The 26,230-nt window shown below is 64.8% G+C and carries 20 protein-coding genes, 2 tRNA genes and 3 rRNA genes; 15 read left to right on the top strand and 10 right to left on the bottom strand.

What is annotated here, in order from left to right:
* On the top strand, positions 1-4,239 hold the full coding sequence (hrpA, locus tag ACNQFN_RS20295) for an ATP-dependent RNA helicase HrpA (RefSeq protein ID WP_418647407.1): 4,239 nt from the start codon (positions 1-3) through the stop codon (positions 4,237-4,239).
* A 21-nt stretch (positions 4,240-4,260) separates the two neighbouring features.
* Here hrpA and ACNQFN_RS20290 read toward each other — a convergent pair whose 3' ends face one another.
* Positions 4,261-4,596: a hypothetical protein gene (locus ACNQFN_RS20290; protein ID WP_068635348.1), complete on the bottom strand. Its 336-nt coding sequence runs from the start codon at positions 4,594-4,596 to the stop codon at positions 4,261-4,263.
* 221 nt (positions 4,597-4,817) lie between these two features.
* Between ACNQFN_RS20290 and rpsF the strand changes: the two genes are divergently transcribed.
* From rpsF to ACNQFN_RS20230, 12 genes are all read left to right on the top strand, one after another.
* Positions 4,818-5,204, top strand: a complete 387-nt coding sequence (gene rpsF, locus ACNQFN_RS20285; protein ID WP_068635349.1) for a 30S ribosomal protein S6 — start codon at positions 4,818-4,820, stop codon at positions 5,202-5,204.
* Between the two features lies 1 nt (position 5,205).
* The gene (gene priB / locus ACNQFN_RS20280; RefSeq protein ID WP_068635350.1) at positions 5,206-5,520 is read left to right on the top strand and encodes a primosomal replication protein N; all 315 of its coding nucleotides are present in this window, start codon (positions 5,206-5,208) and stop codon (positions 5,518-5,520) included.
* Between the two features lies 1 nt (position 5,521).
* Positions 5,522-5,797 (top strand): 30S ribosomal protein S18, encoded by a 276-nt coding sequence (gene rpsR, locus ACNQFN_RS20275; RefSeq protein ID WP_002933051.1) that lies wholly within the window; start codon positions 5,522-5,524, stop codon positions 5,795-5,797.
* A 15-nt stretch (positions 5,798-5,812) separates the two neighbouring features.
* On the top strand, positions 5,813-6,265 hold the full coding sequence (gene rplI, locus ACNQFN_RS20270) for a 50S ribosomal protein L9 (protein WP_068635351.1): 453 nt from the start codon (positions 5,813-5,815) through the stop codon (positions 6,263-6,265).
* Positions 6,266-6,440: 175 nt separating this feature from the next.
* A complete protein-coding gene (gene dnaB / locus ACNQFN_RS20265) occupies positions 6,441-7,838 on the top strand; it encodes a replicative DNA helicase (protein ID WP_174524505.1) in 1,398 nt (465 codons plus the stop codon).
* Positions 7,839-8,441: 603 nt separating this feature from the next.
* Positions 8,442-9,977 (top strand): 16S ribosomal RNA (locus ACNQFN_RS20260).
* A gap of 81 nt (positions 9,978-10,058) precedes the next feature.
* Positions 10,059-10,135: transfer RNA gene (locus ACNQFN_RS20255), tRNA-Ile, on the top strand.
* A gap of 41 nt (positions 10,136-10,176) precedes the next feature.
* A tRNA-Ala gene (locus tag ACNQFN_RS20250) sits at positions 10,177-10,252 on the top strand.
* Positions 10,253-10,502: 250 nt separating this feature from the next.
* A 23S ribosomal RNA gene (locus tag ACNQFN_RS20245) occupies positions 10,503-13,549 on the top strand.
* A gap of 114 nt (positions 13,550-13,663) precedes the next feature.
* Positions 13,664-13,777, top strand: a 5S ribosomal RNA gene (gene rrf / locus ACNQFN_RS20240).
* The 16S, 23S and 5S rRNA genes sit together here with 2 tRNA genes alongside, the layout of an rRNA operon.
* Positions 13,778-13,964: 187 nt before the next feature.
* Complete coding sequence (locus ACNQFN_RS20235; protein WP_068639308.1) at positions 13,965-15,128, top strand: UbiH/UbiF family hydroxylase; 1,164 nt, start codon at positions 13,965-13,967, stop codon at positions 15,126-15,128.
* An 18-nt stretch (positions 15,129-15,146) separates the two neighbouring features.
* The gene (locus tag ACNQFN_RS20230; protein WP_068639307.1) at positions 15,147-15,896 is read left to right on the top strand and encodes a DsbC family protein; all 750 of its coding nucleotides are present in this window, start codon (positions 15,147-15,149) and stop codon (positions 15,894-15,896) included.
* A 43-nt stretch (positions 15,897-15,939) separates the two neighbouring features.
* On the opposite strand, the gene ACNQFN_RS20225 is transcribed toward ACNQFN_RS20230, so the two are convergent.
* Complete coding sequence (locus tag ACNQFN_RS20225) at positions 15,940-16,959, bottom strand: murein transglycosylase A (protein ID WP_068639310.1); 1,020 nt, start codon at positions 16,957-16,959, stop codon at positions 15,940-15,942.
* Positions 16,960-17,380: 421 nt separating this feature from the next.
* Here ACNQFN_RS20225 and ACNQFN_RS20220 point away from each other — a divergent pair, with 421 nt between their 5' ends.
* Together ACNQFN_RS20220 and ACNQFN_RS20215 are read left to right on the top strand one after the other, a co-directional pair.
* Complete coding sequence (locus tag ACNQFN_RS20220) at positions 17,381-18,274, top strand: ATP-binding protein (RefSeq protein WP_068639306.1); 894 nt, start codon at positions 17,381-17,383, stop codon at positions 18,272-18,274.
* Complete coding sequence (locus tag ACNQFN_RS20215; RefSeq protein ID WP_068639305.1) at positions 18,271-19,212, top strand: Nudix family hydrolase; 942 nt, start codon at positions 18,271-18,273, stop codon at positions 19,210-19,212. Before ACNQFN_RS20220 ends, ACNQFN_RS20215 begins: the two co-directional genes overlap by 4 nt.
* 203 nt (positions 19,213-19,415) lie before the next feature.
* Here ACNQFN_RS20215 and yacG read toward each other — a convergent pair whose 3' ends face one another.
* The 8 genes from yacG to glnL all read right to left on the bottom strand — a co-directional run bounded on the left by yacG (position 19,416) and on the right by glnL (position 26,138).
* Entirely contained in the window at positions 19,416-19,625 is a 210-nt protein-coding gene (yacG, locus tag ACNQFN_RS20210) for a DNA gyrase inhibitor YacG (protein ID WP_068639304.1), read from the bottom strand.
* A gap of 8 nt (positions 19,626-19,633) precedes the next feature.
* Positions 19,634-20,389 carry a cell division protein ZapD gene (gene zapD / locus ACNQFN_RS20205; RefSeq protein WP_068639303.1) on the bottom strand — a complete coding sequence of 252 codons (756 nt, stop codon included), beginning with the start codon at positions 20,387-20,389 and terminating at the stop codon, positions 19,634-19,636.
* Between the two features lie 99 nt (positions 20,390-20,488).
* Complete coding sequence (gene coaE, locus ACNQFN_RS20200; protein WP_068639302.1) at positions 20,489-21,121, bottom strand: dephospho-CoA kinase; 633 nt, start codon at positions 21,119-21,121, stop codon at positions 20,489-20,491.
* Between the two features lie 19 nt (positions 21,122-21,140).
* Positions 21,141-21,968, bottom strand: a complete 828-nt coding sequence (locus ACNQFN_RS20195; RefSeq protein ID WP_418647406.1) for an SPOR domain-containing protein — start codon at positions 21,966-21,968, stop codon at positions 21,141-21,143.
* Positions 21,965-22,699 (bottom strand): type III pantothenate kinase, encoded by a 735-nt coding sequence (locus tag ACNQFN_RS20190; protein WP_068639300.1) that lies wholly within the window; start codon positions 22,697-22,699, stop codon positions 21,965-21,967. Before ACNQFN_RS20190 ends, ACNQFN_RS20195 begins: the two co-directional genes overlap by 4 nt.
* Positions 22,696-23,508, bottom strand: a complete 813-nt coding sequence (locus ACNQFN_RS20185) for a biotin--[acetyl-CoA-carboxylase] ligase (protein ID WP_068639309.1) — start codon at positions 23,506-23,508, stop codon at positions 22,696-22,698. Before ACNQFN_RS20185 ends, ACNQFN_RS20190 begins: the two co-directional genes overlap by 4 nt.
* A gap of 106 nt (positions 23,509-23,614) precedes the next feature.
* Positions 23,615-25,036 carry a nitrogen regulation protein NR(I) gene (gene ntrC / locus ACNQFN_RS20180; RefSeq protein ID WP_068639299.1) on the bottom strand — a complete coding sequence of 474 codons (1,422 nt, stop codon included), beginning with the start codon at positions 25,034-25,036 and terminating at the stop codon, positions 23,615-23,617.
* Between the two features lie 10 nt (positions 25,037-25,046).
* Entirely contained in the window at positions 25,047-26,138 is a 1,092-nt protein-coding gene (gene glnL, locus ACNQFN_RS20175; protein ID WP_068639298.1) for a nitrogen regulation protein NR(II), read from the bottom strand.
* Positions 26,139-26,230 lie beyond the last annotated feature (92 nt).

Below are 26,230 nucleotides of genomic sequence, written 5' to 3'. Positions count from 1 at the left end.
ATGAGGGCTGAACACCGGGGCGCACGCCGCCCGTCCGAAGTACGCAAGCCCGGCGAGGCTTTCGGCGACTGCCTCAGCGCCGACCGCCCGCGCCTGCGGCGGCTGAGCCGCGAGCTGGCACGCGGTCCGGGCGCAGAGCCGAAGGCGCAGGAGCGGCATGCCCGCCTGCAGGCCGATCTGGATGCCCTGCTGGAGCGCTCGCGCGCTGCCTTCGCCGCCCGCCGCGCCGCCCTGCCGGTGCCGGACTTCCCGCCCGAACTGCCGGTGTCGGCGCGGCGCGACGAGATCGCGGCGGCGATGGCCGAGCACCAGGTCATCATCGTCTGCGGCGAAACCGGCTCGGGCAAGACCACCCAGTTGCCCAAGATCGCGATGACGCTGGGGCGCGGCGTGGCCGGCCTGATCGGCCACACCCAGCCGCGCCGGCTGGCGGCGCGCGCCACCGCGAGCCGCATCGCACAGGAACTGAACAGCCCGCTGGGCCAGGCGGTGGGCTACAAGATCCGCTTCACCGACAGGACCGGCGAGCGCAGCCACGTCAAGCTGATGACCGACGGCATCCTGCTCGCCGAGACGCAGACCGACCCGCTGCTCGCCGCCTACGACACCCTGATCATTGACGAGGCGCACGAGCGCAGCCTGAACATCGACTTCCTGCTCGGCTACCTGAAGACGCTGCTGCCGCGCCGGCCCGACCTGAAGCTGATCGTGACCTCGGCGACGCTGGATGCGGAACGCTTCGCCAGGCATTTCGCCGCTGCCGCCGGCCGGCCCGCGCCGGTGATCGAGGTCTCTGGCCGCCTGTATCCGATCGAGCTGCGCTACCGGCCGGTGGAAAGCGACGGGGATGCCGCCACGGCGGCGCGCCCGGCTGCAACGAGGGGGGAGCGTGGCGAGCGGCGCCGGGAGGATGGCGGCAGGAGCCGCGACCGCGATCTGCTGGATGCGCTGGTCGATGCGGTCGATGAGGCGCAGCGCTGCGGCCCGGGCGACGTGCTGGTCTTCCTGCCCGGCGAGCGCGAGATCCGCGAGGCCGCCGAGGCGCTGAGAAAGGCACATCACCTGCCCGGCACCGAAATCCTGCCGCTGTTCGCGCGCCAGTCGGCGCAGGAGCAGGCGCGGGTGTTTTCGCCGTCCAACGGGCGCAGGGTGGTGCTGTCGACCAACGTCGCCGAAACTTCGCTGACCGTGCCCGGCATCCGCTACGTGGTCGATACCGGCCTGGCGCGGGTCAAGCGCTATTCGGCGCGCAACAAGGTCGAGCAACTGCAGATCGAGAAGATCGCCCAGTCGGCGGCGCAGCAGCGTGCCGGCCGCTGCGGCCGGGTCATGGACGGCATCTGCTTCCGCCTCTACGACGAGGACGACTTCAAGCGCCGCCAAGCGCACACCGATCCCGAGATCCTGCGTTCCTCGCTGGCCGGCGTGATCCTGCGCATGAAATCGCTGAAGCTCGGCGCGGTGGAGGATTTCCCCTTCATCGACGCGCCCGGCTCGCGCCTGATCGGCGACGGTTACGCGCTGCTCGCCGAACTCGGTGCGGTCACCGACGACGATGAACGCAGGCTGACGCCGAGCGGCATCGAGCTGGCGAAGCTGCCGCTCGATCCGCGCATCGGCCGCATGATCCTGGCCGCGCGCGACCGCGGCGCGCTGGCCGAAGTGCTGGTGATCGCCGCCGCGCTGTCGGTGCAGGACCCGCGCGAGCGCCCGCAGGACAGCCCAGGCGCGGCCGACCAGGCCCATGCCCGTTTCCGCGGCGGCGAGCAGGACCAGAAGTCCGAGTTCCTGTGGTACTGGCAGCTGTGGAAGGCCTGGGACGAAGTGCAGCGCCACGAATCGTCCAGCAAGCAGAAAGCCTGGTGCAAGAAGCACTTCCTGAACCCCATGCGGATGCGCGAGTGGCGCGACGTGTTCGCCCAGCTGCATGCGCTGTGCGCCGAGCACGGCTGGAAGGAAAACGACCAGCCGGCCAATTACGAAGCCATCCACAAGGCGCTGCTCGCCGGCCTGCTCGGCAACGTCGGCTGCCGGATCGAGGATGCTTCGGGGCAACAGGCCGGCGCCTATCTCGGTGCGCGCGGCATCAAGTTCTGGCCGCATCCCGGCTCGGCGCTGGCGAAGAAGGCCGGCAAGTGGATCATGGCGGCGGAGCAGGTCGAGACCTCGCGCCTGTTCGGCCGCTGCATCGCCCGCATCGAGCCGGAATGGGTCGAGGAGGTCGGTGCCCACTTGCTGCGGCGGCAGGTGTTCGAGCCGCACTGGTCGAAGACCTCCGGCGCGGTGCGGGCCTGGGAGCGCGGCACGCTGTACGGCCTGGTGATCTATCCGCGCCGCGGTGTCGCCTACCGCGACATCGACCCGGCGCTGTGCCGCGAATTCTTCATCCGCGAAGGCCTGGTGCAGGGCGAGATCGCCGACGGCGCCGCGCGCGGCATGGCTTTCCTGGCCCACAACCAGCGCCTGGTGGCGGAAATCGAGCGCCTGGAACACAAGTCGCGCCGTCCCGACGTGCTGGTGGATGAGGCGCTGATCGAAGCTTTCTACGACAGCAAGCTGCCGGGGGAAGTCTGCGACGTCGCCGGTTTCGAAGCCTGGCGCAAGAAAGCGGAGAAGGCCGAGCCGAAGCTGCTGCACCTGTCGCGCGAGCAGTTGATGCGGCACGAAGCCGAAGGCGTCACCACCGACCGCTTCCCGGCGGCGATGGAAGTGCTCGGCCAGAAGCTCAAGCTGGCCTATCTGCACCAGCCGGGCGAGGCCGACGACGGCGTGACGCTGACGGTGCCGCTGGCGATGCTGAACCAGATTCCCGCCAGCCGCTGCGAATGGCTGGTGCCCGGCCTGCTGGAGGAAAAGGTCGCGGCGCTGATGAAGACCGTGCCGCAGAAGCACCGCCACCGCCTGCAGCCGGTGGCCGACAGCGCGGCGGCCTTCATGGCGGCCTGCGAAGCGGGCGAGTTCGATACCGGCGAGCCCTTGCTGAAGATGCTGCAGCGTTTCGTCGAGGAGCGCGTGCAGTTGAAGCTGCCGCTCGAGAGCTTCCGGCCGGAGAACCTGAAGCCGCACTGCTTCATGAACTTCCGCGTCGTCGATGAGCACGGCCGGGTGATGGGGCAGTCGCGCAACCTGATGGAACTGCGTGCGCGCTTCCGCGACCAGGTGGCGGCACGGTTTTCGGCGGCGAGGATCGGCGGCGCGATGGCGGAGGCGCTATCCGGGGCGGGCATGGCCGGGGGCGGAAAAACTGCACAGCATGTTGCGGCTGGCCGGACGGGCGGCGAGGCGCGAACGGCTGCGTCAGCGAAGGATCGGGTGGGCAAGACGGAGGAGCAGGGGCGCGCCGGGCAGGAGAGCTCTGTGCCGGTGGCCGAAACCCCGGTGCCAAGCCTCTCCGGCTTCACCGCCTGGTCTTTTGGTGATCTGCCCGAGTTGCTGGAGGTGCGCGTCGCCGGGCGGGAAGTGATCGGTTTCCCTGCCCTGTACGACGACGGCGACAGCGTGTCGCTGCGCCCCTACGACACTCCGGAGGAAGCGGCGCGCGTGCATCGGCGCGGCCTGGCGCGGCTGTTCGCGCTCAACCTGAAGGATCAGGTGAAGGCGGTCGAGCGCCTGCCCGGGCTGCGCGAGCTGGCTTTGCAATACATGAATTTCGGCACCGAAACCGAATTGAAGGCGCGCCTGGTCGAAGCGACGCTGGCCCGCTGCTGCCTGCTCGAACCCTTGCCGGCCAGTGCCGATGGCTTCACGCGGCGCTGCGCCGAGGCCAAGCCCCGTGTCAGCCTGGTCGCGCAGGAGTTCATGCGCCTGACCGGGCAATTGCTGGCCGAACACGCGGCCTTGCAGAAGCGTCTGGCAGGTTTGAAGACCTTCCCCGACGCGGTGGCGGACATCCAGGCGCAACTGGCGGCGCTGCTGCCGAAGGATTTCCTGCTGGCGTTCCCGTGGGAGCGGCTGGCGCATTTCCCGCGCTATCTGAAAGGCGCTTCGGTGCGGCTGGACAAACTCCGCAACAATCCGGCGCGTGACGCGCAGTCGATGGCCGAATGGAAAGGCCTGGCGCAGGCCTGGGAGCGGGAGCGCCAGGCGCGCCGCCGCGCCGGTGTGGAAGACCCGGCGCAGGAGGAGTTCCGCTGGCTGCTGGAAGAACTGCGCGTGGGCTTGTACGCGCAGGAATTGCGCACGCCGATGCCGGTATCGGTCAAGCGCCTGCAGAAGATCTGGGACAGCCGGCCGCGCTGAACGGGGCCGGCCGGCGTGCCCTCAGCGCAGCGGGATGACGATCGGCGGAACGTCGAAGCCGATCACCACCGCGGGCGCACGGCCGTAGGCATAGCCATAGCTGCGTTCGCGGTAGGGCGGCGCGTAGTGATGGTGGTGGTGCACCTCGCGTTCGCGGAAATGGCGCGGGCGTTCGCGGATGATGACCTTCTCGCGATACACGGTGCGCTTGTCCCAGCCGCGATGCTGCGCGTGGTGATGCTTCTTCTGGTGCCAGCCGCGATCGTGGCCGCCTGCCATCGCCGGTGCCGCAGCGGCGAGAATGCCGCCACAGATCAGGGCGGCAAGGATCCTGCGAGTGAAGGGAGTGGGATTCATGGTCTGCCTCGTCTGTGCCCTTGCGTGAATGATGTCGTTCGATGACCGGATGCTAGTCGAGGCGGCGATTCGTGCGCTGCGGCAGAGTGTAAGCAGTCTTGCGAGGAAGGAATGGCATCCGGGCTTTGATTTTTCAGACGTTCTTGTTAGACTGCCGGGCTTTCCTTGCTCCACCGGACCGCATGCCGGGGAGCTGCAACAACCAACCGCAAGGAGTTTGCATGCGACATTATGAAATCGTCTTCATCGTCCACCCGGACCAGTCCGAGCAGGTGCCGGCGATGGTCGAGCGCTACAAGACGCTCGTGACCGGCCGCAACGGCCAGATCCACCGCCTGGAAGACTGGGGCCGCCGCCAGATGGCCTACCCGATCCAGAAGGTGCACAAGGCCCACTACGTGCTGATGAACATCGAGTGCGACGGCGAAACGCTGGCCGAACTCGAGCACGCCTTCAAGTTCAACGATGCCGTGCTGCGCCACCTCATCATCAAGATGAAGAAGGCCGTCACCACGCCTTCGCCGATGATGAAGGAAGAAAAGTCGCGCTCGCTGACCACTTCGACCGAAGAAGCCAAGCCGGCCGACAGCGAAGCGGCTGCCGCCTGAGTTGCCTGATCCCGGGTTGAACGAACTGCGCCTCGACGCGCGTCTGGCAGAGTTGCTGCCCTTGCGTCGAACCCCTGCAGGTGTGCCGGTTGCAAGCTGTGTGCTGGCACATGAATCGAAGCAGATCGAGGCGGGCCTGGCCCGCGACGTTTCGGTCGAGATGCAGGCGGTGGCGGTCGGCGATCTCGCCGGTGTGCTGGCAGCGGCGAAACCCGGGGCGGCGGTGCGGATCAGCGGCTTCCTCGCGGCGAGGAGCCTGCGCAGTCGAAGCCCGGTGCTGCACCTGAATACAATCGAATTTCTGGAAGGAAACTGAAATGGCTTTCAAGCCCAAGTCCAAGTTCAAGAAGAAGGATGATCGCGGCGGCCGTGGTCTGTTCAAGCGCCGCAAGTTCTGCCGCTTCACCGCCGAGAAGATCGAAGAAGTCGACTACAAGGATGTGGACATCCTGAAAGACTTCATCACCGAAAACGCCAAGATCATGCCGGCGCGCATCACTGGCACCAAGGCGGGCTACCAGCGCCAGCTGTCGGTCGCCGTCAAGCGTGCCCGCTTCCTGGCCCTGATGCCTTACACCGACCTGCACCAGTAAGAGAGGAGCGAACACATGCAGATCATTCTTCTCGAAAAGGTCGTCAACCTCGGTGCCCTGGGTGACGTGGTCAAGGTCAAGGACGGCTACGCCCGCAACTACCTGATTCCGCAAGGCAAGGCCAAGCGCGCCACCGAAGCCAACATGGCCGAGTTCGAAGCCCGCCGCGCCGAACTCGAGCGCGTCCAGGCCGAAAAGCTGGCCGCCGCCCAGGAACTGGCCGGCAAGCTGGAAGGCGTGTCGGTCCAGGTCACCCGCAAGGCCGGCATGGACGGCCGCCTGTTCGGTTCGGTCGGCAATGCCGACGTCGCCGAAGCGCTGGGCACCCAGGGTTTCGAAATCGATCGTGCCTCCATCCGCATGCCGGAAGGCCCGCTGAAGCAAGTCGGTGAAGTCCAGCTCGAAGTCGGCCTGCACGCCGACGTCGTGGCCACCATCACCGTTGCAGTGGTCGGCGACCAGCAGTAATTCCTGCGAGTTTTCGTACGCAGATGAAAAGGGCTGCCTTCCGAGGCGGCCCTTTTTGCTTCCTGGTGCAGTGTTTGTGCCTGGTGCTGCTGCGGCACCGGGCTCCAATGTGGGCGCAGCACCGTATGCCCCTTCTAACTAGAATGCGGGATGCTGCTCCCCAAGGGTGTTCGTGATGAGTTCTTCGTCTTCCGGTTTCCCTGATTACCTGCCCGATCCCCAGATCGCGCACATCAAGCTTCCGCCCCATTCGCTCGAGGCGGAGCAGTCGCTGATCGGCGGCATCCTGCTCGACAACCAGGCCTGGGAGCGCGTCGCCGACCTGGCGAACGAGGCGGATTTCTACCGGGACGACCATCGCCGCATCTATCGGCACATCACCAGGCTGATCGATCAGGGTCGGCCGGCCGACGTCGTCACGGTCTACGAGTCGCTGGAAAAGAGCGGCGAGGCCGAGCAGGCGGGTGGGCTCGCCTATCTCGCGGAAATCGCCAACAACACGCCGTCGGCAGCGAATATCCGGCGCTATGCCGAGATCGTCCGCGAGCGGGCGATCCTGCGCAAGCTGGTGGCGGTGGGGGACGAGATCGCCGCGAGCGCGCTGAGCCCGTCGGGCAAGGATGCCAAGGCCCTGCTCGACGAGGCCGAGGCCAAGGTGTTCGAGATCGCCGAAGCCGGCGCGCGCCATGCCAGCGGTTTCGTGTCGATCCAGCCCATCCTCAAGCAGGTCGTCGATCGGGTGCAGGAGCTCTACGATCGCGACAATCCGTCCGAAGTCACCGGGGTGCCGACCGGGCTGGTGGATCTGGATGACAAGACTTCCGGTCTGCAGCCTTCGGACATGATCATCGTCGCCGGCCGCCCGGCGATGGGCAAGACCACGTTTGCACTGAATCTCGCCGAGCACATCGCCATCGAGCAGCGCCTGCCGGTGGCGATCTTCTCGATGGAAATGCCGGGCACGCAGCTGGCGACCCGCTTCATTTCCTCGGTCGGCCGCATCGACATGCAGAAGATCCGCAGCGGGCGGCTCACCGACGACGACTGGCAGCGGCTGACGATGGCGATGGGCAAGCTCTACGACGCGCCGCTCTACATCGACGAGACGCCCGGCCTCAATCCGATCGACCTGCGCGCGCGGGTGCGCCGGCTGGCGCGCCAGTGCGGCCGGCTCGGCCTGGTGGTGATCGACTACCTGCAGCTGATGAGCGGCACCCGGGAAGGTGACAACCGCGCCTCCGAACTGTCGGAAATCTCGCGCTCGGTGAAATCGCTGGCGAAGGAACTGCACGTACCGATCATCGCGCTGTCCCAGCTCAACCGCAGTCTGGAGCAGCGGCCCAACAAGCGCCCGGTGATGTCGGATCTGCGCGAATCGGGCGCCATCGAGCAGGACGCGGACATCATCATGTTCATCTACCGGGACGAGGTCTATAACCCGGATTCGCCGGACAAGGGCACGGCCGAGCTGATCATCGGCAAGCACCGTAACGGCCCGACGGGTACGGTCCGGCTGACCTTCATCGGCGAGAACACCCGCTTCGAGAACTACGCGGGCGGCCAGGGTTTCTGACGGCAGCCGTAGGATGGGTGGAGCCGCAGGCGAAGCCCATCACCTCTGCGCCCCGCAAATGATGGGTTTCGCTAGGCTCTACCCATCCTACTTGTGCTGTTGTTCGTGCCGTCGCTTTACGCGCTGTGGTTCAGGCTGGCGGTGGTGTCTGCGGCGTAGTGGCGGCGTGACGGGCCTGCGTGCCTGGGGGGGCGGGCGAGCGGATTGCTTGTTCATGGATTGGTGTGTTTTTGTTTCATGGGCTGATCAGTATTTCTGTTGAAGTTTTGCCTTGACGGTTTATTTTTGTTGTCTATAATGCCGATCTTTCTCGCGGCGCCGGTGGTTGTTTGGCGGGTGCGGCGGGGTTTGCGGCGGTATTGGGGGTGAGGTTTTTCCGGCGTTTTCCGTGATTGTGTTTTTTGGGAAGCGGTTCGGGAGGTTGACAAGGTTTTGTTTGTTGATCATAATTTCGCTTCTGTGCTGACGGCACGAATCTTTAACAACTTGAACAACCGATAAGTGTGGGTGCTTGGTGGTTGTGGTCCAGTGGCGTTGTGCCACGGTTTCACAATGATTGGGTGCTCATACTGCAAGTCAGTATTTTGAGTACTTTGTAGGATTGAACTTAAGAGTTTGATCCTGGCTCAGATTGAACGCTGGCGGCATGCTTTACACATGCAAGTCGAACGGCAGCGCGGGCTTCGGCCTGGCGGCGAGTGGCGAACGGGTGAGTAATGCATCGGAACGTACCCAGTCGTGGGGGATAACACATCGAAAGATGTGCTAATACCGCATACGTCCTGAGGGAGAAAGCGGGGGACCTTCGGGCCTCGCGCGATTGGAGCGGCCGATGTCAGATTAGCTAGTAGGTGGGGTAAAGGCCCACCTAGGCGACGATCTGTAGCGGGTCTGAGAGGATGATCCGCCACACTGGGACTGAGACACGGCCCAGACTCCTACGGGAGGCAGCAGTGGGGAATTTTGGACAATGGGGGCAACCCTGATCCAGCCATGCCGCGTGAGTGAAGAAGGCCTTCGGGTTGTAAAGCTCTTTCGGCCGGGAAGAAATCGCATTCTCTAACATAGGATGTGGATGACGGTACCGGACTAAGAAGCACCGGCTAACTACGTGCCAGCAGCCGCGGTAATACGTAGGGTGCGAGCGTTAATCGGAATTACTGGGCGTAAAGCGTGCGCAGGCGGTTTGCCAAGACAGGCGTGAAATCCCCGGGCTTAACCTGGGAACTGCGCTTGTGACTGGCAGGCTAGAGTACGGCAGAGGGGGGTGGAATTCCACGTGTAGCAGTGAAATGCGTAGAGATGTGGAGGAACACCGATGGCGAAGGCAGCCCCCTGGGCCTGTACTGACGCTCATGCACGAAAGCGTGGGGAGCAAACAGGATTAGATACCCTGGTAGTCCACGCCCTAAACGATGTCGACTAGTCGTTCGGAGCAGCAATGCACTGAGTGACGCAGCTAACGCGTGAAGTCGACCGCCTGGGGAGTACGGCCGCAAGGTTAAAACTCAAAGGAATTGACGGGGACCCGCACAAGCGGTGGATGATGTGGATTAATTCGATGCAACGCGAAAAACCTTACCTACCCTTGACATGCCAGGAAGCTTGCTGAGAGGCGAGCGTGCCTTCGGGAGCCTGGACACAGGTGCTGCATGGCTGTCGTCAGCTCGTGTCGTGAGATGTTGGGTTAAGTCCCGCAACGAGCGCAACCCTTGTCACTAGTTGCCATCATTTGGTTGGGCACTCTAGTGAGACTGCCGGTGACAAACCGGAGGAAGGTGGGGATGACGTCAAGTCCTCATGGCCCTTATGGGTAGGGCTTCACACGTCATACAATGGTCGGTACAGAGGGTTGCCAAGCCGCGAGGTGGAGCCAATCCCAAAAAGCCGATCGTAGTCCGGATCGTAGTCTGCAACTCGACTACGTGAAGTCGGAATCGCTAGTAATCGCAGATCAGCATGCTGCGGTGAATACGTTCCCGGGTCTTGTACACACCGCCCGTCACACCATGGGAGTGGGTTTCACCAGAAGTAGGTAGCTTAACCTTCGGGAGGGCGCTTACCACGGTGAGATTCATGACTGGGGTGAAGTCGTAACAAGGTAGCCGTATCGGAAGGTGCGGCTGGATCACCTCCTTTCAAGAGAAGAGGGCCGCAGCGGCCAAGTATCCACAACTTATCGGTTGTTCAGGCGAAGAGCCTCGAAGGTGCATGAGAAGAGGGTCTGTAGCTCAGCTGGTTAGAGCACCGTCTTGATAAGGCGGGGGTCGTTGGTTCGAACCCAACCAGACCCACCAGGATGTCAGGGTTGCTTGATGGCTTGGTTGATGAAGACAAGGGGGCTGTAGCTCAGCTGGGAGAGCGGCGGCTTTGCAAGCCGTAGGTCGTCGGTTCGATCCCGACCAGCTCCACCAGGTCATGCGTGTTTCGGGAAGTCAGAGATGGGGTTTGGGCTCAGGTCTCATCTCTGACTTCTTGATCGGCGAGAAGCCGGTTTGAGGTTTGCTCTTTAACAAAGTGGAAGAAGTGCAGTGCGTACTGTAGCCGGTGCGTACTGCAGTTGTGTGATTGCATTGGTTCAGGCTGCGTTGTCAGCACAGTCTGGACCGCACAAACGAGTTCGACCTGTGACGGGGTGCTTCTTTGGAGGCACCAAGGTTATAGGATCAAGCGACTAAGTGCATGTGGTGGATGCCTTGGCGATCACAGGCGATGAAGGACGTGTAAGCCTGCGAAAAGCGTGGGGGAGCTGGCAATAGAGCTTTGATCCCACGATGTCCGAATGGGGAAACCCGGCCCGCAAGGGTCATCCCTGGCTCAATACATAGGCCAGAGGAGGCGAACGCGGCGAACTGAAACATCTAAGTAGCCGCAGGAACAGAAATCAACCGAGATTCCGCAAGTAGTGGCGAGCGAACGCGGAGTAGCCTGCACGACTAAACCATCAGCTCAGCAAAACGGTCTGGAAAGTCCGACGATACAGGGTGATAGTCCCGTATGCGAAAAGCCGGTGGCGGGTCTGAGCGTGCGACAAGTAGGGCGGGACACGAGAAATCCTGTCTGAAGATGGGGGGACCATCCTCCAAGGCTAAATACTCGTGATCGACCGATAGTGAACCAGTACCGTGAGGGAAAGGCGAAAAGAACCCCGGGAGGGGAGTGAAATAGATCCTGAAACCGCATGCATACAAACAGTGGGAGCCCCTGCACAATGGGCTTTCGGTTCTTTCGAGGCGCGCGCAGCGCGACTCAAAAGAACTCAAAGATGAAATAGATCCTGATGAGTTCATCAGTGTAGAAGGTGACTTCGGCTCGCGTAGCGAGACGAAAGGCGCCCCTGCACGATGGACTCGTCGAGAGTCCATCGTGCAGGGGTGACTGCGTACCTTTTGTATAATGGGTCAGCGACTTACGTTCAGTAGCGAGCTTAACCGAATAGGGGAGGCGTAGCGAAAGCGAGTCTGATAAGGGCGTCGTAGTTGCTGGGCGTAGACCCGAAACCGGATGATCTATCCATGGCCAGGATGAAGGTGCGGTAACACGCACTGGAGGTCCGAACCCACTAACGTTGAAAAGTTAGGGGATGAGCTGTGGATAGGGGTGAAAGGCTAAACAAATCCGGAAATAGCTGGTTCTCCCCGAAAACTATTTAGGTAGTGCGTCGTACGGACACTTGCGGGGGTAGAGCACTGTAATCGTTGGGGGGGTCACTGCGATCTACCCCGCGATAGCAAACTCCGAATACCGCAAAGTGATATACGGCAGACAGACATCGGGTGCTAACGTCCGGTGTCAAGAGGGAAACAACCCAGACCGCCAGCTAAGGTCCCAAATGCATGGCTAAGTGGCAAACGAGGTGGGAAGGCATAGACAGCTAGGAGGTTGGCTTAGAAGCAGCCACCCTTTAAAGAAAGCGTAATAGCTCACTAGTCGAGTCGTCCTGCGCGGAAGATGTAACGGGGCTCAAGCCATGAACCGAAGCTGCGGATGTGTCTTTGACACGTGGTAGGGGAGCGTTCCGTAGGCCTGCGAAGGTGTCTCGTAAGGGATGCTGGAGGTATCGGAAGTGCGAATGCTGACATGAGTAGCGATAAAGGGTGTGAAAAGCACCCTCGCCGTAAGCCCAAGGTTTCCTGCGCAACGTTCATCGGCGCAGGGTGAGTCGGCCCCTAAGGCGAGGCAGAAATGCGTAGTCGATGGGAAACGGGTCAATATTCCCGTACCGGTTCTAGATGCGATGGGGGGACGGAGAAGGTTAGGTTGGCCATCTGTTGGAATAGGTGGTTCAAGCGTGTAGGCGTGCCCGGTAGGCAAATCCGCCGGGCTGAGCTCAGGCGTGATAACGAGGCTCTTAGGAGCCGAAGCAACTGATACCCTGCTTCCAGGAAAAGCCTCTAAGCTTCAGTCTAGAATCGACCGTACCGCAAACCGACACAGGTGGGCTGGTAGAGAATACCCAGGCGCTTGAGAGAACTCAGGAGAAGGAACTCGGCAAATTGATACCGTAACTTCGGGAGAAGGTATGCCCCGTTAGCTTGTAGGAGCACATCCGAAGGGCGAAGGGGCCGCAGAGAATCGGTGGCTGCGACTGTTTATTAAAAACACAGCACTGTGCAAACACGAAAGTGGACGTATACGGTGTGACGCCTGCCCGGTGCCGGAAGGTTAAGTGATGGGGTGCAAGCTCTTGATCGAAGCCCCGGTAAACGGCGGCCGTAACTATAACGGTCCTAAGGTAGCGAAATTCCTTGTCGGGTAAGTTCCGACCTGCACGAATGGCGTAACGATGGCCACACTGTCTCCTCCTGAGACTCAGCGAAGTTGAAATGTTTGTGAAGATGCAATCTCCCCGCGGCTAGACGGAAAGACCCCATGAACCTTTACTGTAGCTTTGCATTGGACTTTGACGGGACTTGTGTAGGATAGGTGGGAGGCTATGAAACCGGGACGCCAGTTCCGGTGGAGCCATCCTTGAAATACCACCCTGGTGTCGTCGAGGTTCTAACCCAGGCCTGTGAATCCAGGTCGGGGACCGTGCATGGTGGGCAGTTTGACTGGGGCGGTCTCCTCCCAAAAGGTAACGGAGGAGTACGAAGGTCACCTAGGTACGGTCGGACATCGTACTGATAGTGCAATGGCAAAAGGTGGCTTGACTGCGAGACCCACACGTCGAGCAGGTGCGAAAGCAGGTCATAGTGATCCGGTGGTTCTGTATGGAAGGGCCATCGCTCAACGGATAAAAGGTACTCTGGGGATAACAGGCTGATTCCGCCCAAGAGTTCACATCGACGGCGGAGTTTGGCACCTCGATGTCGGCTCATCACATCCTGGGGCTGTAGTCGGTCCCAAGGGTATGGCTGTTCGCCATTTAAAGTGGTACGTGAGCTGGGTTTAAAACGTCGTGAGACAGTTTGGTCCCTATCTGCCGTGGGCGCTGGAAGTTTGAGAGGGCCTGCTCCTAGTACGAGAGGACCGGAGTGGACGCACCCCTGGTGTACCGGTTGTGACGCCAGTCGCATCGCCGGGTAGCTATGTGCGGAAGAGATAACCGCTGAAAGCATCTAAGCGGGAAACTCGCCTCAAGATGAGACTTCCCCGGGGCCCCGAGCCCCCTGAAGGGTCGTTGAAGACCACAACGTTGATAGGTCGGGTGTGGAAGCGTGGCAACACGTTGAGCTAACCGATACTAATTGCCCGTGTGGCTTGATCCTATAACCTTGAATGCACACTAGAACTCGTTGCACATCACACAACTCACACGCACTTCTTCTCACTTTGGCCCGCGCTCACGCTGCCCGACAGCACGCGCAGGCAACAAGTCACAGTCTGACGACCAGAGCTTTGTGGAACCACCCCTGCCCATCCCGAACAGGACCGTGAAACGCAAACGCGCCGATGATAGTGAGGCACGCCCTCGTGAAAGTAGGTCATCGTCAGACTAATCCATGCGCAACAACGCCCGAGAACTCAACAGTCTCTCGGGCGTTCGTGCGTGGACGCGGAGAAAAACGCCGCAACATCCAACTCCGTACGCACCAGAAGTCTCGTTCGTGACGGGCCGGAGCGTGACGATGACCCCGCCATTCGGCACAATGCCGAGTTCGAAGGCAACGCCTGGATGCTTGAATGAATTTCGACCTGATTGTCGTCGGCGGCGGATTGGCCGGCGCGGCGCTCGCGGTTGCATTGCGCCGCACTCACCTGAAGGTGGCCGTCATCGAGGCGAGTGCGCCACGCCTGCCGGTGGATTGGGATCAGCGGGTGTATGCCTACAGTCCGGCGAGCGTCCGCTTCATGGACGGACTCGGCGTCTGGCAGCATCTGGAACGGGAGCGGCTGCAAGCCGTTGCCGAAATGCGGATCTTCGGCGATGCCGGCGGTACGCTGCGTTTTTCCGCCTACGGCAGCGGTCTGTCCGAACTTGCCTGGATCGGCGAGTCCAGCCGCATTCACCGTGAGCTCTGGGAAAATCTCAAGCGGCAGCACAACGTCACGCTGTTCTGTCCGGCCTCGCCGGCCAGCCTCACGCTTGCGGACGACGGGGTTTCCCTGGGGCTGCAGGATGGCAAGGTATTGCGGGCGCGCCTCGTCGTCGGTGCCGACGGGCGTGAGTCCTGGGTACGCCAGCAGGCCGGCATCGAGGCCAGCGTCTCCGCCTACGGCGAGCGCGGCGTGGTGGCGAATTTCGATTGCGCCCTGCCGCATCGTGCGACGGCTTTCCAGTGGTTCCGCGGCGACGGCATCCTGGCCTGGCTGCCCTTGCCCGGAAACCGGATGTCCATGGTCTGGTCGGCGCCGGACGAGGTCGCCGACAGCCTGCTTGCGCTCGATGACGCTGCTTTCTGCGACAAGGCGGCTGCTGCGGGGGGACACGCATTGGGCAAGCTCGGCCTGATCACGCCGCGGGCTGCGTTCCCGCTGCGGCTGATGCGGGTCGCGTCGGTGGTCAAGCCGCGGATCGCCCTGATCGGCGATGCGGCGCACGCGATCCATCCCTTGTCCGGCCATGGCATCAATCTCGGCTTCCAGGATGCGAAGGCACTGGCCGAGGTGCTCGCGCGGACGCCCGCCTGGCGGGACATCGGCGAACTCGCCATCCTGCGCAGTTATGCGCGCGCGCGCGCGGAAGAGCCTTTCCTGATGCAGTACCTCACCCATGGCCTGAACCGTCTTTTCAATCACCCCAACCCGATTCTTGCTGCGCTGCGCAATACCGGGATGAACCTCACCGGCAGCCTGCCTGTCCTAACCAACGCCTTGACGCGCTATGCGGCCAATGGGCGATTCTGAAACCATCCGGAGATATCGATGACTGTGTTTGCTCAACCTGCCGTGGCGCGTTCGATCGCATTTCTGCTGGGCCTGACGACGATGGGGTTCGCGCAGGCCTCGGAGGAGGCGGTAAAGAAGGGCATGGAAAGCTTCATCGGCGCGCCCGCGGTCGAGTCGGTGGCGGAAACGCCGTACGGCGGGCTGTACGAAGTGGTGCTGAAGAACGGCCAGCTCGTCTACACCGATGCCAAGGCGGAGTTCGTCATCGACGGCAGCATCATCGACATGAAGACTCGCCGCGACGTCACCCAGGCACGTCTGAACGAACTGTCCGCGATCGATTTCGCTTCGCTGCCGCTGGAGCGTGCGGTCAAGCAGGTCAAGGGCAAGGGTACGCGCGTGATCGCGACTTTCGAGGATCCGAACTGCGGCTACTGCAAGCGCCTGGCCAAGGATCTGGCCGGCATGGACGACATCACGATCTACACTTTCTTGTATCCGATCCTCAGCGAGGATTCGGCCAACAAGTCGAACAACATCTGGTGCGCAAAAGACAGGGCCCAGGCATGGACAGGCTGGGTGCTGGACGGCAAGGAGCCGGCCGCCGCCGACTGCGACGTCACCGCAGTGGCGCAGAACGTGCAACTGGGCCAGCAATTGCGCATCAGCGGAACGCCGACGATCTTCCTGGCCGACGGTACCCGCATCGGTGGCTACATGCCTGCGGCGGAGCTCGAAAAGGCGCTTGCCGAAGTGAAGCCCAAGACCGCATCCAAGTCCAAGTGACCCGAACCGCCCCCGGCGCCGAAAAGGTACCAGGGGCGGTCGTTCAGCGGGGCGGCTTCATTCCCTTGGGCAGCAGCACCCACATCCGCCCCTGCTGGCGCATCCTGCCGGCTTCCCGCCCGGCGCTTTCGCCGAATCCCCAGAAGAAATCCGCCCGCACCGCGCCCTTGATGGCGCTACCGGTGTCCTGGGCCAGCACCAGACGATTCAGCGGACGCGTGCTCAGCGGATGGCTCGTCGCCAGGAACACCGGCGCCCCGAGCGGGACGTAGCGCGGGTCGACCGCGATGCTGCGGCCTTCGCTCAGCGGAACGCTGAGTGCGCCGATCGGCCCGCCATCCGAAGCCGGCAGTTCGCGAAAGAAGACGTAGCTCGGATTGGCATTGAGCATTTCGCGCAAGCGTCCGGGGTTGTCGCGCGCCCAGCGTTTGATGCCGTCCATCGAAGCCTGCTCCAGGCTCAGCTCTCCCTGCGCCACCAGCCAGCGGCCGATCGACTGGTAGGGGTGTCCGTTCTGGTCCGCGTAGCCGATGCGGACGGTCTTGCCGTCGGGCAGCCGGACGCGCCCCGAACCTTGCACCTGCAGGAAGAACAGGTCGATCGGATCGTTCGCCCACAGCAGCACCGGGGCGGGCACCTGATTGCCGCGCTCCTCCAGCTGTCCCCGCGTCCAGTAGGGCAGGACCTTGTTGCCGACGATGCGTCCTCTCAGGCGCATGGATCTGAGCTCGGGATAGACGTCGCCGAGCTCGATCGTCAGCATGTCCGCCGGTACGCCATGGATCGGCCACGCATACTGGCTGGAGCGGCTGCGGCTGCCGCGGATCAGCGGCTCGTAGTAGCCGGTCACCAGGCCTTCCGCCGAGGGGCCGCCGTTGAACAGCTGCCAGGGCACGAAGTGCTGCTCGAAATACGCCCGTGCCTGCTGGCTGGAGGGCGTCCTGCCGAGCGCGGATGCCGCTGCGCAGACGGACTGCCAGCCCGCCTGCCGGGCGAGCCTGGAGCAGGAAGCGAGCAGGGCCGGCCAGGCTTCGGCCGGATCGTCCTCGCTCCAGCCGGGGATGGCAGACCAGCTTGCCTGAACGGCGGGCGGAGGCTCTGCCGCTGCGCCGGCTGGCGGGGTGGGCGTCGTCGCCGGCTTGTCGGTCGAGGGTGGGCAAGCGGGACAGGCCGGACAGGCGCGTTGCGGCGGACACTGTGCTTCGGTATCGGGTGCCTGTTGCGGGGTCGCACAAGCGCCGAGCAGTGCAAACAGGAAGGGCAGCGCGGGGCGTGCCAGACGGGAGGGAGCCGGAATCATGGAGGGGATCGGTTAGACTGCGAAACTTTCGGACAACAGTATACCGGTGGCGGTATCCCGACCCCGAGGTTTGCGATGTGGGTGATCTTTCTCGAAGCAGGGCTGGCGCTCGTGCTGCTGCTGATCATCGTCTGGGCGACCTGGCCGCGCCGGGGAAACGCTGGCGACAACAAGGACGAACACGATGACTGAGTTGTCAGACCTGATGAGCCGCGCCGAGCGGCTGCTGGAGCGCTTCGAGGCGCTGCTGCCCGGCCCGGCCACGGCGCCCGACTGGGATGCCGCGGTGGCTTTCCGCTGGCAGCGGCGCCATGGCCGTGCGGTCCTCAAACCGGTGCGCTCGCCGCACCGCATCCGTCTGGCGGACCTGCAGGACGTCGACGACCAGAAAGAACGCATCGACCGCAACACGCAGCAGTTCCTCGCCGGGCGCCGGGCCAACAACGTGCTGCTGACCGGCGCGCGCGGAACCGGAAAGTCCTCGCTGATCAAGGCCTTGCTGGCCGAATACAGCGATCGCGGCCTGCGTGTGATCGAGGTCGATAAGACCGACCTGGTCGATCTGCCGGAGATCGTCGAACTGGTCGAAGGCCGCCCCGAGCGCTTCATCCTGTTCTGCGACGACCTCTCCTTCGAGGAAGGCGAGGATGCCTACAAGGCGCTCAAGAGCGTGCTCGACGGCTCGGTGTCGGCGATGGCGGACAATGTGCTGATCTATGCGACCTCCAATCGCCGCCATCTGATGCCCGAGTACCACGACGAGAACCTGCAGGCCCGTCACATCGACGGCGAGATCCATCCCGGCGAGGCGACCGAGGAAAAGATCTCGCTGTCCGAGCGCTTCGGGCTGTGGATTTCCTTCTATCCCTTCAGCCAGAACGAATACCTCGACATTGTCGGGCACTGGCTCGCCAGCTTCGGGCTGCCGCAGGCGCGCATCGACGAGGCGCGGCAGGATGCGCTGCAGTGGGCGTTGATGCGCGGCTCCCGCTCGGGCCGGGTTGCCTGGCAGTTCGCGCGCGATTACGCGGGCCAGATCGGCGAAGCCACGCAGCACGGCGAAGGAGCCGGGCGGTGACGCGCAAGCGTGTCGAAGTGGCCGCCGGCGTGCTGCTGCGTGCCGACGGACGCTACCTGCTCGGTCAGCGCGGGCCGGACACCGTGTATGCCGGCTACTGGGAGTTTCCGGGCGGCAAGGTCGAGGCGGGCGAAACGCCGGCGCAGGCCTTGTGCCGCGAACTCGACGAGGAGCTCGGCATCCGCGTCACCCATCTGCGGCCCTGGATGCTGCGCGAACACCTGTACGAGCACGCCCACGTCCGCCTGCACTTCTTCGAGGTCTCGGCCTGGGAAGGCGAACCGCATGGCAAGGTGCACAGCGTGCTCGACTGGGTGCTGCCGGAGCAGGCCACGCGCGAACCGATGCTGCCGGCCAACGGCCCGATTCTGAAGGCCTTGCGCCTGCCGCGCCTGATGGCGATCACCCATGCCGGCGAGCAGGGTATCGATGCCCAGCTCGCCGCGCTCGATCGCGCGCTGGCGGACGGGCTGCGGCTGGTGCAGGTACGCGAGCCGGCGCTCGACAGTTCGCTGCGCGAGCGCTTCGCGCGCGAAGTGGTCGCGCGCGTCCATGGCTGCGGCGGCCTGGTGCTGCTCAACGGCGATCCGGACCTGGCCAGGACAGTCGGAGCCGACGGCGTGCATCTGCCCGCACGTATGCTGGCGATCCTGAATGAACGTCCGGATTGCCCTTGGGTGGGCGCGTCCTGCCATGATCGCGGCGAACTCGAACGGGCTGCGACGTTGGGCTTGGATTACGCCTTGCTCGGTCCGGTGGCGCCGACGGCCAGCCATCCCGGCCAAGCGGGACTGGGTTGGACACGTTTCACTGAACTGGTGGCTGGCCTGCCATTGCCGGTACTGGCCCTGGGCGGTCTACAGCCGGAGAACATGGAAAAAGCGCGCGATGCCGGTGCACATGGCATTGCCGCAATCCGCGGGGCGTGGAGTGTTTGACAGCTTGAAGGACCGTACCAGTGGGAGCGGCTTTTTAGCCGCGAAAAGGGCTGCAATGCGCTCCCATGGCTGCTATCGCGGCTGAAGCCGCTTGCGAGAGCTAGCTTGCGGTTCGGCGCCCCCGGCTGAAGCCGTTCCCCTGGAGGCATTCCATCCGATTCGCTGGTGATGATGCGGCACGTTCTTCTTCGCCCAGGGGGATTTCAGTCGCGTGTCTGCCCGGGCGGCAGGAAGTCCTCGGCGTCGCTGGCATCGGGCGGCGAAGTGGGAACGCGATAGGCTTCGGAAGCCCAGGCGCCGAGGTCGATCTGGCGGCAGCGTGCCGAGCAGAACGGCCGGTAGCGGCTCTCGGCGCTCCAGACCACGGGCTTGCCGCAGGTCGGGCATGATACGGTGCGTGGCGTGTCGCCCATGGCTTCGCTCAGAGGCTGCAGAAAGTGAGCTCGAACTGTACGTCACGTTCGGCCAGGCGTGGGCGGGCGACGGTTTCGGGCAGCATGAAGCGGATGTTCAGCGCGTACTTGTTGGCGCTGATCTCGGGCACCACCGCATCGGTCCGGGGTACGCGCACACGCAGCATCTGGGCGCTGCGCCCGGCCATGGTCAACTGGTAGGCGCCGCTGCGCGCCGTCTGCGCTTCCGGCCGGCCACTGGCGCGCAGCAGGCGCAGAACGATTTCCAGGCCTTCGCGGATCGGCGCCATCGGCGCCATCCAGGCGTCGAGATCGTGCCGGCGCGCGGCGGGGTCGCGGTTGAGCCAATAGTGGTAGGACGGCAGGTCGAACTGGCAGACGCCGCCGGGTATCGCCGCGCGGCTGCGGATGCTCATCAGCCATTCGTTCTCGCGCAGGTACTGGCCGATCTTGCCCGCCATCGCCAGCAGGCCGGTGGAAGCCTGCTCGATCTCGTACAGCGCGCCGGACAGGGCTTCTTCCGAGATCTCGGGGTTGTTGCGGAAGGACATCAGGATCTGGCGCTGGCGTTCGAGTTCCTGCACCAGATCGACCTTGAGATCGGCGCGGCTGGCGACTTCGAGCGTCTCGAAAATGGTCTGCAGCGCGACGTGATGGTCCTGCGGGGCGTCGCGCCCGACGAAGTGCGCGAGCTTGACGAAAAGGTCCTCGAGTCGCAGCAGGGTGCGGATGCGCTCGTTGAGAGGATATTCGTAGCTAATCACCGCACATTTTCCGCAACAATCGTGCCTCGTAAATTTTGCCGATGATAGCACAGAGCCCATTTGGCTCTCCGTACCAAGACCATATTGTCAACGTGGTCTTCAGTCAGGCTGCCGGGCGGCGAGTGCGGCATAGCGTGCATGCAGGGCAGCGACCTGGGCGCGCAGATGTTCCAGCGAGCCGCTGTTGTCGATGACGTCGTCCGCGGCTGCCAGCCGCTGCTCGCGGCTGGCCTGGGCGGCCATGATGGCGCGGATCTGTGCTTCCTCGAGCCCGCTGCGGGCCCGCACGCGTTCGATCTGCAGCGCCGGCGGGCAATCGACCACGCAGATCCGGTCGCAGCGGGCGCGGTAGCTGCCCGACTCGATCAGCAGCGGCACGGCCAGGACGACATAGCTGCCGCGTGCGGCTGCGCACTGGCGGGCGCTCTCGTCGCGGATCATCGGGTGCAGGATGGCTTCGAGCTGCTCGCGTGCCTCATCCCGGGCAAACACGCGCGCACGCATCGCGGCACGGTCCAGGCTGCCGTCGGCGGCGGCGACGGCATCGCCGAACCGTGCGCGGATGGCCGGCATCGCGGCGCCGTCGGCTGCGGTCAGCGCATGGGCGATGGCGTCGGTATCCACCAGGCTGGCGCCATGGGCGACGAAGAGGTCGGCGGCGGCGCTCTTGCCGCTGCCGATGCCGCCGGTCAGGCCGACGATGAAGGGAGGCGAGAACGGCGTGCTGGTCATGGTGGTGGGGCGGTGGATATCAGCGCTGGGCGCAGGTCGTGCGTCGCGAAGCGAGGCCGCGCACGCCGCGTTCGGCCTCGCGCGCCACGTCGGCGGTGAGCTGGGCCTGGATCCGGTAGGCGGTGCTCATGCGCGGCTCGACGCCGGCATTGCGCACGCCCTGGGCGCGCAACTCGGTCAGCATCTGGCGTGCCCGGGGTTCGGTCTTGAACACACCGAGGGAAATCGCATACTGCGCCGGCCCGCGCTCCTGCACGATGAACAAGTCCCGGACGCCGAGGGCGCGAAGCGCCTGGGCCTGTTCCTCAGCCCGTTCGCGGCTGCCCTGGGGCGGAATGCGCACCCACCACGAACTGGGCGTTTCGATCTTGCTGCGCTCTGCGCTGGCCCCGCTGCCGCGCAGGCGGCGCATCAGCGCGTCGGCCTGGGCTTCGCTGAGCTCGCTCCAGGCGACGCAGCTCGTCGGGACGGGGGCGGCGGCAGCCGCTTGCGGGGCCGGCGGGGTTTCCGGAACCGGGGCTTCGGCCGCAGCGGTCCCGGCCGAGCCGGCTTCGGCGCCGCCGTCGGGCGGCAGCGCAACAAGGGTGGCCTCGGCGGAGCCGGTTTCGGCTGCCGCGCTTGCCAGTTTTTCCGGCTGCGAGCTGGCCGTGTCCGTGGCGGCCTCGGCTTCCGGCGCGGCGGAAGCGGGCGGATCGGAAGCCAGGCGGATGCGTTCCGGATCGAGCTGTTGCGCGAAGCGTTCGGGTTCGGTGCGGGGCGGGGCGCCGCCGAGCCATCCCTGGACGCTGGTGAAGGCGATCGCGTTCAGTGCGAGCAGGATGATGATGAGGATGCGATGCGTGCTCATGCCGTGTTTCCAGCCGGCTGGGCGGCGACCGTGGCCAGCCCATGCAGGACCAGGTTGTCGAAGCGTTTCAGCGGAAGTTCGAGGAGGTCCGCAAAGGCATCGGCAGCACCGCCGCCGAGCAGGCATAGTGCGCCGGGCTGGGCGGCGATCTGGCGGAACATGCGTTCGATGGCGCCGGCCTGGGCCTGCAGGCAGCCGGAACGGATCGCATCGGCGGTGCAGCGCGGCTGGGCGGCAAAGCTGCCCGCGGCCAGCGGCAGTTGCGCCGTACCGTTGGCGAGCGATTGCTGCATCAGCTCGACGCCCGGCAGGATCAGGCCGCCGAGGAAGTCACCGTCGGCCGACAGCAGGTCCACCGTGGTGGCGGTGCCCGCCATCACCACCAGGCAGGCGCCGGCGTGCAGGTCGTGGGCGCCGATCAGCGCGGCCCAGCGGTCGGCGCCGAGCTGGCCCGGCTCGGCATACAGGTTGCGCACGCCGCAGGCCTGTGCGCCGGGGCGAAGCCATTCGATCCCCTCCACGCCCAGCGCGTCGCGGATGCGCCGGGCCGTTTCGGTGCCGGCGACATTGCTGCCCACCACCCGGAGCGGGGCGGCCACCGTGCTGCGCAGGCGGGAGAGGGGGGCGAGGTTTTCGTGGGCGATCGCGCCTTCGTCGTGGATGAGGCCGCCCGCTGCGGCCTGCAGCCGCCATTTGATGCGGGTATTGCCGGCGTCGATCAGCAGTATCACGCGCTTTCTCCGCCGAGCGGGCGCAGCGAGACATCGCCGGCCAGGATGCGCTGGATGCCGTCGGCGGTATCGAGCAGCAGGGCGCCGTCGTCATCGACGCCGCGGCAGATGCCGTCGACCGCGGCGTGTTCGCCGCTGATGCGCACCGGCAGCTCGGCGAAGGCGTTGCGCTGCTCCCATGCGCTCTTCAGCGCAGTGAAGCCGGCGACGGCATAGAGATCGAACAGCTGCTGCAACTCGGCAAGCAGGTGGGCCAGCAGCGCCGGGCGCGATGGCGGCGGCGACTCCAGCGCACGCGCCAGATCGGTGACGCCGGCATGGTGTTCGACGTGCGCGCCGGGCGGCAGGCTGATATTGATGCCGATACCGATCACCGCCGCCAGCGAACGATCGCGCGCAGGCTGCAGTTCGACCAGGATGCCGACCAGCTTCTCGCCGTTGACCAGGACGTCGTTGGGCCATTTCAGTTGCACGCCGGACACGCCGATCCGTTCGAGCGTGCGGGCGACCGCCAGGCCGGCGGCCAGCGACAGCCCGGCGGGGGCCGGCGTGCCGGCGGCGAAGCGCCACAGCAGCGAAAAGGTCAGGCTGCCTTCCGGCCACGACTGCCATTGGCGGCCGCGCCGGCCGCGGCCGGCCGTCTGCCGGTCGGCCACCAGCACATGCGCTCTGCCGTCGTCGCCCGGCATCCGTTCCATCAGGCTGCTGTTGGTCGATGCGCAACTGTCGATCCAGGCGATCGCGAAGCGCGAGGCAAGCGGGCCGAGATGGGACAGGAGGCTGGCGGTGTTGGTGGAAGTGTCGGACACGGTCGGGCGGGAGTCGGTCAGGTTGGCCGCATTATCCGTCAACCGTGCCGGGCGCACGAGCTTGGTGCGTGATTGCGACGGAGCGGCGGCCCGGCCTGCGGATTTCTCAGCCGGCCGTGTGATCTCCGCCGCCGGGGGCCTCGTCCATGCCGAGCTCCTGGATCTTCCTGCTGATGGTGTTGCGGCCGATGCCCAGCAACTGTGCCGCCTCGATGCGGCGGCCGCCGGTGGCGGCGAGCGCGCGGCGGATCAGGGTGCGCTCGAAAGTATGGGTGAGCTGTTCGAACACCGTCCCCGGCGCTGCGGCGATCAGGCGGTCGGCTTCGCCGGCGAGGCCGTCGATCCAGCTCGTCGGCACTTCGCGCATCGGCTGGCTGCGGATCTCGGACGGCAGGTCGGCGACTTCGATCACCTGGGCCGGCGCCATCACCGTCAGCCAGTGGCACAGGTTCTCGAGCTGGCGCACGTTGCCGGGAAAAGGCTGCGACTGCAGGTACTCGATCGCCGCGTCCGAGATGCTCTTGCGCTCGACGCCGAGCTCCTGCGCGCTCTTCTGCAGGAAGTGGCGCACCAGCAGCGGGATGTCCTCGCGCCGTTCGCGCAGCGGCGGCAGGCGCAGGCGGATGACGTTGAGGCGGTGGAAGAGGTCTTCGCGGAACAGGTTCTGGCGCACCCGTTCCTCGAGGTCCTGGTGGGTGGCGGCAATCACGCGGACGTTGGCGCGGATCGGCTGCTGGCCGCCGACGCGGTAGAAATGGCCGTCGGACAGCACGCGCAGCAGGCGGGTCTGCAGTTCGGCCGGCATGTCGCCGATTTCGTCGAGGAACAGCGTGCCGCCGTCGGCCTGTTCGAAGCGGCCGCGGCGCTGGGCGGCGGCACCGGTGAAGGCGCCGCGCTCGTGGCCGAACAGTTCGGATTCGAGCAGGTCGCGCGGAATCGCCGCGGTGTTGATGGCGATGAAGGGCGCGTCGCGCCGCGGACTGTGGCGGTGCAGCGCGCGTGCCACCAGTTCCTTGCCGCTGCCGGATTCGCCGTTGATCAGCACCGTGGCGTGAGACTGTGCGAGGCGGCCGATGGCGCGGAACACTTCCTGCATGGCCGGCGCCTGGCCGAGGATCTCGGGCGCGAGCGCGGACTCCTCCGAGCCGCTCTTCTCGGGCATGCCCTGTTCCAGTGCGCGCCTGACCAGCGTCACCGCCTGATCGACGTCGAAGGGCTTGGGCAGGTATTCGAAGGCGCCGCCCTGGAAGGCCGACACCGCGCTGTCGAGGTCGGAGTAGGCGGTCATGATGATGACCGGCAGCTGGGCATGGCGCTCCTTGACCTTCTGCAGCAGGTCAAGGCCTGATTCGCCCGGCATGCGGATGTCGGACAGCATCACCGCAGGCGGCTGGCCGCTGCGGTCGAGCTCTTCCAGCGCCTCGCTGGCGGAGCTGAAGCTGCGATGGGGGATGTCCTCGCGGCTCAATGCCTTCTCGAGGACCCAGCGGATGGAGCGATCGTCGTCGATGATCCAGACTTTGTTCATGTCGTATGCACTATTCTGGTGCGCTGCCGGCGGCCAGCGCACGATCGGAGATCGGCAGCAGGATCGTGAAGCAGGTGCGCCCCGGACGGCTATCCACCTCGATCATGCCCTGATGTTGCTCGATGAAGCTCTGGGCCAGCGACAGGCCCAGGCCGCTGCCACCTTCCCGGCCCGAGATCAGCGGATAGAAGATCTTGTCGTGGATCTCCGCCGGAATGCCGGGGCCGTTGTCGATCACTTGCAATTCCAGTGCCAGCTTGTAGCGCCGCTTGGCCAGCGTGACCTGGCGGGCCACCCGGCTGCGCAGATGGATCTCGCCCGCCCCCTCCAGCGCCTGGGCGGCGTTGCGCACGATGTTCAGGATGGCCTGGATCAGCTGTTCGCGGTCGGCGGTGATGTCGGGCAGGCTCAGGTCGTAGTCGCGCCGGATCTCGAGCGCCGGGAATTCGGCCAGGATCAGGCGGCGCACGCGTTCGAGCACGTCGTGGATGTTCAGCGGTGCCGGCCGCATCATCGAGTGCGAGTTCAGCAGCCGGTTCATCAGGCCCTGCAGGCGGTCGGCTTCGGCGATGATGACTTCGGTGAATTCGCGCAGTTGCGGATCGTCCAGTTCGTGCTGCAGCAGCTGTGCCGAGCCGCGGATGCCGCCCAGCGGATTCTTGATCTCGTGCGCCAGGTTGCGGATCAGTTCGCGGTTGGCCTGTTGCTGCTGCAGCAACTGCTCTTCGCGCGCCACGCGCAGCTGGGCGTCGATCGGGCGGAATTCCAGCAGCAGGCGGACGCCGTCGGTCTCGACCGGGCTGACGGTGCAGTCGAGCCGGATCGGCTCCGCGTTGCCGCGCGAGATCGTGATGTCCTGGCCGGTGTAGCTCCAGTTGGTGTGGAGGGCGTTTTCCAGCGCCGAGCCGAGCCCGGGCGGCGTGCCGAGCAGGCGGCTCAGGGGTTGCTCCAGCAGCTTGCGCCGGCTGATCGCGAACAGGTTCTCGGCGCCGGGATTGATGTAGCGGATGACCAGCCTTTCATCGATCAGCACGACGGCCGACGACAGCAGTTCGAGGCCGGCGAAAGGGCCGGTGACGATGGGGGGAGGATGCTTCGGCATGTGCGCGTCCTGTTTGTCTCCAGGGTGACACGCAAGATACGCGCCAGAAAACCCTCATGGCGCAGCCAGCCGTGGCGCGGCGTTTCGCCGGC

This window comes from Thauera butanivorans, from assembly GCF_048398245.1.
Classification (GTDB): Bacteria; Pseudomonadota; Gammaproteobacteria; order Burkholderiales; family Rhodocyclaceae; genus Thauera; species Thauera butanivorans.
Note: the sequence above shows the minus strand (reverse complement) of the source record. Positions and strands in the feature narration are given on the sequence as shown.

What these genes read in the sequence shown, in the direction of transcription:
- coaE (WP_068639302.1), bottom strand. Translation starts at nt 21,121, where the DNA reads ATGACCAGCACGCCGTTCTCGCCTCCCTTCATCGTCGGCCTGACCGGC.
- ACNQFN_RS20235 (WP_068639308.1), top strand. Translation starts at nt 13,965, where the DNA reads ATGAATTTCGACCTGATTGTCGTCGGCGGCGGATTGGCCGGCGCGGCG.
- ACNQFN_RS20290 (WP_068635348.1), bottom strand. Translation starts at nt 4,596, where the DNA reads ATGAATCCCACTCCCTTCACTCGCAGGATCCTTGCCGCCCTGATCTGT.
- rpsR (WP_002933051.1), top strand. Translation starts at nt 5,522, where the DNA reads ATGGCTTTCAAGCCCAAGTCCAAGTTCAAGAAGAAGGATGATCGCGGC.
- dnaB (WP_174524505.1), top strand. Translation starts at nt 6,441, where the DNA reads ATGAGTTCTTCGTCTTCCGGTTTCCCTGATTACCTGCCCGATCCCCAG.
- hrpA (WP_418647407.1), top strand. Translation starts at nt 1, where the DNA reads ATGAGGGCTGAACACCGGGGCGCACGCCGCCCGTCCGAAGTACGCAAG.
- rpsF (WP_068635349.1), top strand. Translation starts at nt 4,818, where the DNA reads ATGCGACATTATGAAATCGTCTTCATCGTCCACCCGGACCAGTCCGAG.
- ACNQFN_RS20195 (WP_418647406.1), bottom strand. Translation starts at nt 21,968, where the DNA reads ATGAGCACGCATCGCATCCTCATCATCATCCTGCTCGCACTGAACGCG.
- glnL (WP_068639298.1), bottom strand. Translation starts at nt 26,138, where the DNA reads ATGCCGAAGCATCCTCCCCCCATCGTCACCGGCCCTTTCGCCGGCCTC.
- ACNQFN_RS20220 (WP_068639306.1), top strand. Translation starts at nt 17,381, where the DNA reads ATGACTGAGTTGTCAGACCTGATGAGCCGCGCCGAGCGGCTGCTGGAG.
- ntrC (WP_068639299.1), bottom strand. Translation starts at nt 25,036, where the DNA reads ATGAACAAAGTCTGGATCATCGACGACGATCGCTCCATCCGCTGGGTC.
- ACNQFN_RS20230 (WP_068639307.1), top strand. Translation starts at nt 15,147, where the DNA reads ATGACTGTGTTTGCTCAACCTGCCGTGGCGCGTTCGATCGCATTTCTG.
- rplI (WP_068635351.1), top strand. Translation starts at nt 5,813, where the DNA reads ATGCAGATCATTCTTCTCGAAAAGGTCGTCAACCTCGGTGCCCTGGGT.
- yacG (WP_068639304.1), bottom strand. Translation starts at nt 19,625, where the DNA reads ATGGGCGACACGCCACGCACCGTATCATGCCCGACCTGCGGCAAGCCC.